12 protein-coding genes are annotated in these 11,290 nt (G+C 68.1%); 9 read left to right on the forward strand and 3 right to left on the reverse strand.

The window, feature by feature from the left end:
* The coding region (locus tag VGV06_14140; protein ID HEV2056290.1) for an LLM class flavin-dependent oxidoreductase at positions 1 to 932 on the reverse strand (932 nt) is incomplete at its 3' end.
* Between the two features lie 159 nt (positions 933 to 1,091).
* Here VGV06_14140 and VGV06_14145 point away from each other — a divergent pair.
* Together VGV06_14145 and VGV06_14150 are read left to right on the forward strand one after the other, a co-directional pair.
* Positions 1,092 to 2,621, forward strand: a complete 1,530-nt coding sequence (locus VGV06_14145) for an ABC transporter substrate-binding protein (protein HEV2056291.1) — start codon at positions 1,092 to 1,094, stop codon at positions 2,619 to 2,621.
* Positions 2,622 to 2,634: 13 nt separating this feature from the next.
* Positions 2,635 to 3,147, forward strand: a complete 513-nt coding sequence (locus VGV06_14150; GenBank protein ID HEV2056292.1) for a cupin domain-containing protein — start codon at positions 2,635 to 2,637, stop codon at positions 3,145 to 3,147.
* A gap of 8 nt (positions 3,148 to 3,155) precedes the next feature.
* On the opposite strand, the gene VGV06_14155 is transcribed toward VGV06_14150, so the two are convergent.
* The gene (locus VGV06_14155) at positions 3,156 to 3,467 is read right to left on the reverse strand and encodes a hypothetical protein (GenBank protein ID HEV2056293.1); all 312 of its coding nucleotides are present in this window, start codon (positions 3,465 to 3,467) and stop codon (positions 3,156 to 3,158) included.
* A gap of 210 nt (positions 3,468 to 3,677) precedes the next feature.
* Here VGV06_14155 and VGV06_14160 point away from each other — a divergent pair, with 210 nt between their 5' ends.
* From VGV06_14160 to VGV06_14170, 3 genes are all read left to right on the forward strand, one after another.
* Positions 3,678 to 4,055, forward strand: coding sequence for a DUF6632 domain-containing protein (locus VGV06_14160; protein HEV2056294.1), 378 nt, complete (start codon positions 3,678 to 3,680; stop codon positions 4,053 to 4,055).
* An 84-nt stretch (positions 4,056 to 4,139) separates the two neighbouring features.
* On the forward strand, positions 4,140 to 4,931 hold the full coding sequence (locus VGV06_14165) for a glucose 1-dehydrogenase (GenBank protein HEV2056295.1): 792 nt from the start codon (positions 4,140 to 4,142) through the stop codon (positions 4,929 to 4,931).
* A gap of 14 nt (positions 4,932 to 4,945) precedes the next feature.
* Entirely contained in the window at positions 4,946 to 5,251 is a 306-nt protein-coding gene (locus VGV06_14170) for a hypothetical protein (protein ID HEV2056296.1), read from the forward strand.
* Positions 5,252 to 5,867: 616 nt separating this feature from the next.
* On the opposite strand, the gene VGV06_14175 is transcribed toward VGV06_14170, so the two are convergent.
* Positions 5,868 to 6,731, reverse strand: coding sequence for a hypothetical protein (locus VGV06_14175; protein ID HEV2056297.1), 864 nt, complete (start codon positions 6,729 to 6,731; stop codon positions 5,868 to 5,870).
* A 91-nt stretch (positions 6,732 to 6,822) separates the two neighbouring features.
* Here VGV06_14175 and VGV06_14180 point away from each other — a divergent pair, with 91 nt between their 5' ends.
* From VGV06_14180 to VGV06_14195, 4 genes are all read left to right on the forward strand, one after another.
* Entirely contained in the window at positions 6,823 to 8,010 is a 1,188-nt protein-coding gene (locus VGV06_14180) for an acyl-CoA dehydrogenase family protein (GenBank protein ID HEV2056298.1), read from the forward strand.
* A gap of 54 nt (positions 8,011 to 8,064) precedes the next feature.
* The gene (locus VGV06_14185; GenBank protein HEV2056299.1) at positions 8,065 to 10,632 is read left to right on the forward strand and encodes a response regulator; all 2,568 of its coding nucleotides are present in this window, start codon (positions 8,065 to 8,067) and stop codon (positions 10,630 to 10,632) included.
* Positions 10,632 to 11,009 carry a response regulator gene (locus tag VGV06_14190; GenBank protein HEV2056300.1) on the forward strand — a complete coding sequence of 126 codons (378 nt, stop codon included), beginning with the start codon at positions 10,632 to 10,634 and terminating at the stop codon, positions 11,007 to 11,009. Before VGV06_14185 ends, VGV06_14190 begins: the two co-directional genes overlap by 1 nt.
* Positions 11,006 to 11,290: histidine kinase dimerization/phospho-acceptor domain-containing protein (locus VGV06_14195; GenBank protein HEV2056301.1), on the forward strand; the 285-nt coding region annotated here is incomplete at its 3' end. The genes VGV06_14190 and VGV06_14195, both read left to right, overlap by 4 nt.

Consider the following 11,290-nt stretch of genomic DNA (forward strand, 5'->3'; position numbering starts at 1 on the left):
TGCCGGGCTACGGTGTCGGGCGACCCGAACGCCAGCGTCTCGGCGACGAGCCCCTCCCAGGTCACCTTGGCGAATCGCTCCGCCGCGGCGCGGAAGCCCGGCTGGAGGCTCGGATGCGCGTCCTCGATGCGCTCGGGAACCTGGAAGCGCCGCAGGGAATCCTGGTACCACATCTCGGCGTCCTTGGCCTCGGCGAGCGCCTGCGCGTCCGTCGGCGCCACGTAGATCTGCCGCGACACGCCCCAGAGCTTCATGAGCGCGGCGATCTCGGTCTCCCCGCGGCCGTGCCGGCGCAGCGCCTCCACGTAGCTGTCGCGACGCTTCAGGATCTGCTCGACCGGGCCGGTCAGGATCGAGTTGAGCATGGGCCAGCCGCGCGCGGCGGTGCTCTCGACCCCGCTGTCGCTGCCGCACACCTGGTAGATCATCGGATGCGGCCGCTGAACGGGTTTGGGAATGACCCGGGCATCCTTGACGGTGAAGAACCGTCCCTCGTGCGAGAAGCGCTCCTCGGTCCAGGCCCGCAGCATGATGTCGACCGCCTCGTCAAAGCGCTCGCGATTCTCCTGCTGCGGGACATGGTAGCCCTTGAACTCGGCGGGGCGGTTGCCGCGGCCGACGCCGATATCGAGCCGGCCCTTGGAGATGACGTCGACGAGCGCCAACTGCTCGGCGAGCCGCAGTGGGTGATGGAAGGGCAGGATGGCGGCCGCCAGCCCGATCCGGACCCGCCGCGTCCGTGAGGCCGCGGCAGAAGCCAGCGTGGCCGGATCCACGGATAGGCCGTAGTCGATGAAGTGGTGCTCGGTCAGCCAGATCTGATCGAAGCCCAGCTCCTCGGTCCACTCCATCTGCTCCAGCTCCCGGTGGACGACCTCCTCGTGGGTCAACCCTGGGGCGGCCTGAAAGAAGAAGAAGGTCCCGAAGCGCATGGCACGGGATCATACACCTTTCGCGGCGATCGGTGTTCGCGCGGCTCCCTCATCCGTCGGGTCTCATCCGGCGGGTCTGGTGAGCCCGCCCGAGACGTGGTAGCTTCTCCGACACAGAGACGAAGGCGTTCCCGCTCACATGCTCCGGGAGGTATCCAGATGCGCGCTCCGCGCTCGTTCCTGACCGCCGTCCTTGTCCTCGTGACGCTGGCGGGCATTCCGCCGGCGCTCGCCGCGCCGGAAGGGACCATGACGATCGGCGTCCACGTGACGCTGGTCTCGCGGTGGCTCGATCCCGCGGAGACGGAAGCGCTCATCACGCCGTTCATGGTCCTGTACGCGCTGCACGACGGGCTGGTCAAGCCGATGCCGGCCGGGATCATGACCCCGAGCCTGGCGGAATCGTGGACCGTGTCCAAGGACGGGACGACGTACGAGTTCATCATTCGCAAGGGCGCCCGGTTTCACAACGGCGAGCCGGTGACGGCGGAGGACGTGAGATTCTCCTTCGAGAGATACAAGGGCAGCGGCGCCAAGCTCCTGAAGGACAAGGTGAAGGACGTCCAGGTGGCGGCCCCGAACCGGGTCCGCTTCGTGCTGAAGGAGTCCTGGCAGGAATTCATGTCGTTCTACGGCACCTCCGCCACGGGCGCGGGCTGGATCGTGCCGAAGAAGTACGTCGAGAAGGTCGGCGACGACGGGTTCAAGAAGGCTCCGGTGGGCGCCGGGCCGTACAAGTTCGTCTCGTTCAGCCCCGGCCTCGAGCTGGTCGTCGAAGCTTTCCCGGACTACTGGCGAAAGACTCCGCAGGTGAAGCGCATAGTCATGCGCAGCATTCCCGACGAGAGCACGCGGGCCGCCGCCGTGAAGACCGGCGAGGTGGACCTGGCGTACCTCTTCGGCGGGGCGATCGCGACGGAGCTGCGTCGCTCGCCCGGAATCAAGATCGTCGCGCCGCTGGTCTACGGCATCTACTGGCTGGACTTCCTTGATCAGTGGGACCCGAAGTCTCCCTGGCATGATCCACGTGTCCGCATGGCGGCGGGTCTCTCGATCGATCGTAAGGCCCTCAACGAGGCGGAGATGCTCGGTCTCGGTCGGCTGACGGGCTCGTTTGTACCTCCGACGTTCGAATTCGCGCTGCATCTCGAGCCGCCCGCCTACGACCCCAAGCGCGCCAAGCAGCTCATGGTGGAGGCCGGCTATCCGAACGGCTTCGAGGCGGGTGACCTGACTCCGCTTCCGCCCTACTCCTCGCTGGCCGAGGCGGTGGGAGGCTATCTCCAGGCCATCGGGATCCGCAGCAGGGTACGGGGAATGGAGCGCGCCGCGTTCCTCACTGCGTGGAGAGAGAAGAAGCTGACGGGGCTTCTCATCGGCGCGACCGGCGCGGCGGGCAACGCCGCCGCGCGGCTCGAGCCCTTCTTTACCAAGGCCGGCATCTACGCGTACGGCACGCTTCCCGAGCTCGACGATCTGTTCCAGCGCCAGTCGAAGGAAACGGACCGCAGGCAGCGCGAGGCCCAGCTCCACCAGATCCAGAAGATCATCGCCGATCGCGTGCTCGTGTCGCCCTTGTTCCAGCAGGGCTTCATCTGGGGGGTGGGGCCGCGCGTCGCGGAATCCGGCGCGGGACTGATCCAGGGCTTTCCGTACGCGGCCCCTTGCGAGGACCTGAAGCTCCGGTAGGAGGAAAACGCAGATGGCCAGACCCATGCGCCGCGTCGTCACCGGACACAATGCCCAGGGCAAGTCGGTCATCCTCATCGACGTCCCGTCGCCGCACGCGCTCGAGCTCGACGGCTTGCCTGGTGTCGCCCTCATCAACCTGTGGGCGACCGATCGCGCGCCGGCGAGCAACGCGGGCGTGGCCGACGCCGCGGCCCGCCCGGTCGTCCTCGAGCCGCCCGAGTTGGGTACGATTTTCCGGGTGGTCGACTTTCCGCTGGACAAGCGTATGGCGGGCAAGGTCGACCGGGCGAAGGCCTTCGCGGCAATGGGCGCCGGCCACGCGATGGACCGGAGCGACGCGCGGTACCCGGCCATGCACAAGACGAACACCGTCGACTACGCGCTCGTTCTGGTTGGCGAGATCTGGGCGCTGATGGACGAAGGCGAAACGCTGCTCGAGGCCGGCGACTGCTTGATCCAGCGCGGGACCAACCACGCGTGGAGCAACCGCACGGACACGCCCTGCCGCGCCCGCCCGTTGTAGGCTGCCGGCTAGGGTCGCTGGCCGTACCCGCAGTTGCAGTTTCTGAGGAAGTAGATCGCGCACCAAAGCCTGTGCTGCATGGGCGTTTGGCGGTCCGCGCAGAACGAACAGTTCGGCTCGGAGTGGGGGTGGTCCAGCGGCAGGGACTCGGCCTCTTCGCTCTCCACCTCTCCGATCACTGAGAGCGGGGAGCCGCAGTCGCACATGGGGCGCTTGGTGCCGGGGGTCAGGGTGACCGTTCGGACCGCCCAGCAGCTGGGACAGGCGAACTGGTACATCTCCTTCTCGTCGCTGTCGTACCGGAGTGCCGTTGTGTTCATGGCTCTTCCTCCCTGGGACTGGATAGAGCAACTGGCATGCCGGAGCGGAAATACAAGCTTGGCGGGTACTTACGAGGCCGCCTGGGATTGCCGATTGACGAAATTTGTTGGCCGGGTAGGCGCACTTGGGCACTTGCCATACTTTCCAACTGCGTTCCAGCCCGGGTTATCCTCTCCGCGGACCGAATCGACCTAAAGGAGGAACCGACGATGACGGATGCGGATCGCCTTCGCTACCTTCGTGTCGCGCTCGTCCTGGTCGGTCTGATCTTCGTCTTTGGCATCTACCCGCTGGGCATGGTGTGGCGGTCCGGCTGGCAGTGGGGCGTGGGCCACTCGCACTATCACATGATGATCATCGGGGTCTACGCGACGCTCGGCGTCTTCCTGCTGATGGCGTCGAAGAACCCGGCGGCGCACACGAGCCTGATCTGGTTCACCGTCTGGTCGAGCATCGTGCACGCCGGCATCATGGGCGCCCAGTCCCTCGCCGATGCGAAGGAACGGAGGCACCTCATTGGTGACGTCCCAGCGCTCCTCGTCGTGGCCCTCGTCCTCGCGGTGTTTACTCCACGCGCGGAGCACTGAACCCCGGCAGGTTCTTCCCCAGCGCTCACGTTGTGATCGGAGTTGGGGCACACTCGGCCGTCGGATGAGACAGGAGGAGGAGCGATGGGGCGCCTGACGGGACGGACCGTGCTGATCACGGGGGCGGCGCGGGGGATCGGAGCGGCCTGCGCGCGCCGGCTCGCGGCCGACGGCGCGAAGCTGGTCCTCGCCGACCTCGACGGCGCGGGGGCGGAGAAGCTCGCGGCCGAGCTGGGTCAGGTGGCGGTCCGAGCCGACGTCACCCGACCCGAGGATATCGACCGCATCGTGGACGAGCCGTACCGGCGCTGGGGGCGGCTCGACGTGCTGTTCAACAATGCCGGTGTCATCCGTGTCCAGCCGATGCTCGAGGTCACGGGGGAGGAATGGGACCGCGTGATGGACGTCAACCTCCGCGCCGTCTTCTTCGTCCTGCAGGCCGTGGCGCGCAGGATGCTCGATCAGGATCTCATGCCGGAGTCGGAGCTGCGCGGCAAGCTGATCCAGACGGCCTCGATCGCTTCGTATCGGGGGGGCAACCACCTGATGACGCCCTACTCGGCCTCCAAGGCCGGCGTGGTCAGCCTCACGCGCTCCGCGGCCCAGGTGTTGGCCCCGCATCGGATCACGTCGAACTGCGTCTGCCCGGGAGCGGTCGAGACGGCGATGTGGGAGCAGATCGACCGCGAGTGGGGCGCCCTCGAGGGCCTGGGGCAGGGCGAAGCGTGGAAGCGCAGGATCCGGAACATCCCGCTGGGACGCCCCGAGCGGGCCGAGGACGTAGCCGGCGTCGTGGCGTTTCTTGCCGGGCCCGACTCCGACTACATGACCGGGCAGGCCCTCAATGTGGACGGCGGCATCGTCATGGGCAGCTAGGGAGGAAGAACGGAATGGCCGAGACAGCGCGCGATGGCGCCGAGCTCCGGATGGACCAGACGAGTCTCTATCGTGAGGAGACGTACACCGACCGCAGGCTGGGCGCGCTGCCGCTGACCTTCGAGATCGAAGCGGGCTCGCTCGGAGAGGCTACGGAGAACTTCGCCGCCGGCGCGAAGGTCGCCGCCGAGCGCGCGGTCAAGGAGCTTCAGGAGATGCGCCGCGAGGCGGCCTTGCCCATCATCATTCTGGACCGCGTGCCCCCGGGTCTCGGCGGGCCCGACGGTCCGCGCGGGAGCGGCAATATCCAACTGCGGTAGGCGCCCCAAGTCCGCCGTGAGATCGATCTGCGCGTGGTGCCGGGCCGAGGGGTCGCCGGCGGATCTCGGGGAGTGTGAGCCGCTGGAGGACCCCGACGAGACGCACGGCCTCTGCCAGCGGCACCTGACGCAGTTCCTGGCGGCGGCACGCTCTCGACCATCGGCCGGTCTCCGGCTCCTGATCGTGGTCATGCGCAGCGATCAAAGTCTGTACGAGTACCTCACGCGGGGGATGGCTGGAGTCGAGGGGGTCCATGTCATGGCCGACCGGCGGCATGGCGAGCGGCGCAGAGAGGCCCGCTCAGTCTCCGGAGAGCGCCGGCAGGCCGACCGGCGACAGTCCCGGGGCGTCGTTCACTCGATGGGTTGCACCTTCGTAAGATTCCCCCTCGCATACGGTGCAGGGTGACGAGAAGGGTCCAGATGCGAGGCGGCGCCCCGCTGTTCGAGTTGAACGACGGCGTATGCCGTCGTGAGACGAGGGCTGAGTTGAATCCGCAGGCGAACCGTACAACTGTCTCAGCCCTCGCCTCGTGGCTTCGCCCCTCAGCTCGAACAGCCACGAGCCTGCGGCCGAGGGCGCCAACGAAGCAGATGGGCCCTTATCGGCAGCCTGCTAGCCGCGCGGGTCGAAGGCGTCCCGGCCGCGTTGGTAGGTGGCTTGGCGCTGGGCGGGGTTCCTGTTCACGAGCGGGCGTCGGAACATCGGGTGCGTGTAGCTCCGCACCTCGTGCTCGATGACGCACAGGCATTCGCGCGTGTCGGGGTCCACGATCTTTTCGAAGCGGTACTGGTAGTCCATGCTCTCTTCGCTGACGAGCCCGTGCTTGTCGAGCCACTCGTGGGGGCCGGAGAAGTTCGCGATGTAGACGGCGATGTGATAGCCGTCGTAGGCCGGGATGGGCGCCGAAGTCTCCCGGAAGACGAGCTCCTGACGCTGGCCGATCCTGACGTGCGCGGCCACGCCGTCCGCGTCGGGCGTCACCGCGGCGGGGGCGCCCATGACCTGCTCATAGAAGCGCGCGATGCCGGCCGCGCGCCCGGGCTCGACGGGGAATTCAACGTGGGTGATGCCGAGCGTCATGTCGCCAAACGACGGCCCGGCCGCGTGCAGGCGAAGCCGGTTGCCCCATGGTGCGGTGACCGCGACGTACTTGTCCTCGACGCTGTAGGCGAACTTCGTGCCCGCGAGCAGTTCGCGGACGCTTCCGAGCCGCGTCGCGAGCGCTTCGAGATCGGGGACCACGATCTGGACGTGGCCGCGCATGACGTTCGGCTCGCCCGTCGGCAGGTGGAACTGCGTCTGGCCCATGTTGATCCACATGTTCTCGACCCCGACCATGACGTAGGGGTCGCGCGTGAAGCCCAGACCCTGGATGTAGAAGGCCGTGGCCGTCCGCTGGTCGGGCACGCGCACGTTCACGTGCTCCAGCATGAGGATGTTGCCGACGTCCTGCTGGTGCCGGTCGTAGCGCTTCATGACGATCCTCCTCACGGTCGGGTGTGGCGCCTATCCTAGCCCAGCGCGCAGCCGGAAGCCAGACGAAGGATTTTGCGATATAGTCCGGCCCATGGACACGGGGAGCCCGGCTGGAGCCGGGAACGAGTACGTGGCGCGGGCGCGCCGGCTTGCGCCCCAGATCGAAGCCTGCGCGGACCAGATCGAGCAGGAGCGGCGCCTGTCGCAGCCGGTGCTGGACGCGCTGTTCGCGGCGGGCATGTTCCGGCTGCTGCTGCCCCGCTCGCTCGACGGGGGTGAAGTCGATCCCGCCACCTTCGCTGCCGTCATCGAGGAAATCGCCAAGGCCGACGCGAGCACGGCGTGGTGCATGTGCCAGGCGTCCGGGTGTTCCATGTCCGCCGCGTATCTCCCGCCTGACGTCGCGGCTGAGGTCTTCGGCCGGGACCCGCGCGCCGTCCTGGCGTGGGGCCCCGGGTCCGACGCGCGGGCCGTCGCCGTCGCGGGCGGCTATCGCGTGACGGGCACGTGGAGCTTCGCCAGCGGCTGCCGTCACGCGACGTGGCTGGGCGGCCACTGCCCGATCTCCGAGCCTGACGGGAGCCCGCGCCGGAACGGCGACGGCAAGAGGGTCGAGCGGACGATGTTGTTCCCCGCTTCGAGCGCGCAGATCGTGGACGTCTGGCACGTCAGCGGGCTCAAGGGCACCGGGAGCGACGCCTTCACGGTGGCGGATCTCTTCGTCCCTCACGAGTACTCGATCTCGCGGGACGATCCGGCGGAGCGGCGCCAGCCGGGCCCGCTCTACTGCTTCCCGACGGGCTCCCTCTACGCGTCCGGCTTCGCCGGGGTCGCCCTCGGCATCGCCCGGCGCATGCTCGATGGACTGGTGGGCCTCGCCAAGGAGAAGACGCCGCGCGGGTTCAAGCGCCTGCTCCGCGACAGCGCGGTGATCCAGTCCCAGGTGGGCTACGCCGAGGCGCAGCTGCAATCAGCGCGGCTCTTCCTCTTGAGCTCCCTCGAGGAGATCTGGCGGTCGGTCGGGCGCTCGGGCGTCCTCACGCTGGACCAGCGCGTCCAGATCCGGCTGGCGTCCACCTACGCGATCCACCAGGCGAAGGCCGTCGCCGACATGACACACCACGCGGGCGGCGCGACGTCGATCTTCATCGAGAGCGCCTTCGACCGCGGGTTCCGCGACATCCACGCCGTGACCCAGCAGCTCCAGGGGCGCCAGGCCCACTTCGAGACGGTCGGCCAGTTCCTGCTCGGGCACCAGCCCGACACGACGTTCCTCTAGCCTGCAGGTGCCCGCGAGAGACATGACGGCCGTCGGGCGGAGGACCTTCCGCATATGAACCGGGTGCAGATCATGGCGCACCTCGCCTCACTGCTGCGCCGCGTCAAGGTCCTCGAGCCCCTGCGCGCGCGGAACCGGCGCGCCCAGGCGTATCTGCGCGAGAGCGAAGAGCGCTACCGCAGCCTGGTCGAGAATGCCAGCGATTCGATCCTGATGTTCACGCTGGATGGCACGGTCGCGAGCGTGAACCCGGCCTACGCGAGGCTGACGAGATGGACCGTCGAGGAGCTCGTCGGCCAGAACTGGGGGACGCTCGTCGCGCCGGTCGATCGGAAACGGATGGCGGAGCGCACGCGCGGGGCGCTGGCGGGCAAGAGGCTTCCATCGCTCTTCGAAGTCGCGGCCCTGTGCAAAGACGGCCGCATCGTCCAGCTCGAAGGGCGGACGAGGATCGTGCGCGATCCGAAGGGCACGCCGGTCGGCTTCCAGGGGGTCTACCGCGACATCACCGAGCGGAAGCGCGCCGAGGAGGCCCTTCGTGAGAGCGAGGAGCGCTCGCGGCAGATGTTCCAGCAGGCCGAAGAGGCGCGCGCCGCGATCGATCGGCTCTACCGCATCAGCAGCTCGATGCAGGTCTCCTGGCTGCGCGAGGACCGCCTGCGCGCGTTCGAGCAGGGGGTGCACGAGGCCCTCGGCTTCGATCGCTTCTATGTCGCCCTGGCCTCGCCTGATCTACAGATCTTCAACGTCGCGGCGGCCGTCGGCATGGACATGTTCGACGACCTGCCGCTGTCGCCGGCCGCAGGCGCCCTCTACCACGTGTTCCGGACGGGGCGCCCGCTGGCGGTGCTCACCGACGACGACCTGGAGCGGCTTCCCCGAGCGAGCGGCGAATATCTCGATCGCCCATACCTCCGGAGCCGCCGCTTCATCATCGCCCCGCTCCTCGCCGGGGATCGGGTGATCGGGGTCGCCAGCGCGGACAACAAGACGAGCCAGCGACCGATCACGGCCGCCAATTGCGAGCTGTTCACGCTCCTCGCCCAGCAGCTGGCCGCGGCGCTCGAGGAGGCGCGGCTGTACGCCGCACTCGAGGAGAAGAGCCGCGAGCTCGAGGTGGCGGGCCGCCACAAGTCCGAGTTCCTCGCCAACATGTCGCACGAGCTCCGGACCCCGCTCAACGCGATCATCGGGTACAGCGAAATGCTGCAGGAGGAAGCGGCCGACTTGGGTGAGGAGCGATTCCTCGCCGACCTCCAGAAGATCAACACGGCGGGGCAGCACCTGCTGGAGTTGATCAACGCCGTCCTCGACCTGTCAAAGATCGAGGCGGGCAAGATGGATCTCTACCTGGAGACCTTCAACGTTCCGGCCATGGTGCAGGGGATCGCCGCGGTGATCCAGCCGCTCGCCGCCAAGAACGGAAACCACCTCGACGTCTCCTGCGACGATGGCGTAGGCACGATGCGCGCGGACGTGACGAAGGTCCGCCAAACGCTGCTCAACCTCCTGGCCAATGCCGCCAAGTTCACCGAGCGGGGCACGATCTCGGTCGCGGTCAGCCGCGAGAAGAGCGAGAGCGGGGACTGGATCCAATTCACCGTGCGCGACACGGGCATCGGCATGACGCCGGAGCAGATGGCCCGGCTGTTCCAAGCGTTCTCGCAGGCCCACGGGGACTCGGCGCGCCGGTACGGCGGAACCGGCTTGGGCTTAGCACTCAGCCGCCGCCTGTGCCAGATGATGGGCGGCGACATCACCCTCGCGAGCGAGCCCGGGCACGGCAGCACGTTCACCGTGCGGCTGCCGGCCGCCGTCGCAGCCCAGGGCGAGGTGGCGGATGCGCCGGTCCGAGCGGAGGGCGGGCCGCCGAGCGGGCGCACGGTGCTTGTGATCGACGATGACCCCGCGGTGCGGGAGCTCATGCAGCGGTTCCTCGTCAGGGAGGGATTCCGGGTCGTGGTGGCGGCGGGCGGCGAGGAGGGGCTTCGACTCGCCCGCGAGGTGAGGCCCGACGCCATTACCCTCGACGTCATGATGCCCAGCGTGGACGGCTGGGCGGTCCTCGCCGAACTGAAGGCGGATCCCGCGCTCGCCAAGGTTCCGGTGATCATGCTGACCATGGTCGACGACAAGAGCCTTGGCTATGCCCTCGGCGCCGCCGACTACCTGACGAAGCCTATCGATCGCGAGCAGCTCGTCGCCGTTCTCCGGAAGTACCATCCCCAGCGTTCGGTGTTGGTGGTGGATGATGACCTGGCCATGCGGGACCTCATTCGGAGGATCCTCGAGAGCGAGGGCTATGTCGTCGTGGAGGCGGAGAACGGTCGCGTGGCTCTCGATCGGGTGCGGGACGAGAAGCCCGGGTTGATACTGCTCGATCTCATGATGCCGGAGACGGATGGCTTCGAGTTCATCGACGAATTTCGCCGGCACGATGCCTGGCGAGGCATTCCCATCGTCGTCGTGACCGCCAAGGACCTGTCCGTCGAAGAGCGGCGGCGCCTGAACGGGTACGTCGAGCGGGTGCTCCAGAAAGGGGCGCTGAGCCGCGAGGCGCTGCTGCGCGACGTGCGTGACCTCGTGGCCGAGAGCCTCGCGCGCCAGCAGGAGCCGCGCTGATGCCCAAGATCCTTCTCGTCGAGGACAACGAGATGAACCGCGACATGCTGGGGCGCCGACTGGTACGACGCGGCTACGAGGTGGTCGCGGCGCTCGACGGCGACCAGGGAATCGCCATGGCGCAGACCGAGGCGCCGGCCCTGATCCTGATGGACATGAGCCTGCCGGGGCTGAACGGCTGGGACGCGACCCGGCAGCTCAAGGCGCTGCCCGCGACGCGCGACATTCCGATCATCGCGCTGACGGCGCATGCGATGTCGGACGACCGCGCGAAGGCCCTGGCCGCCGGATGCGATGACTTCGACACCAAGCCGATCGATCTGGCGCGGCTCCTGGAAAAGATCGAAGCGCTCCTCGGGAGCCGCCCGGCACCGTGACGGAGCATCCAACCGCGGCGGCGCACCTCCGCCATCAGCTGCGCACTCCGCTGAACCACATCATCGGGTATACGGAGATGCTGCTCGAGGACGCGGAGGGCACGCGGCCCGAGCTCGTCGCCGACCTCCGCGGTATTGATGCGGCCGCGCACCGGCTGCTCGTGCTGGTCAATGAGTTTCTGGAGTCGCCCAAGGGAGTGGCCGGAGCGGTCGATCCGGCGGGATTGACGGCGCCGTTCACGGCTGCGATCGACCTGATCATCGCGTCGGCGGAGCGGGTG

It is taken from the genome of Candidatus Methylomirabilota bacterium, from assembly GCA_035936835.1.
Classification (GTDB): Bacteria; Methylomirabilota; Methylomirabilia; order Rokubacteriales; family CSP1-6; genus AR37.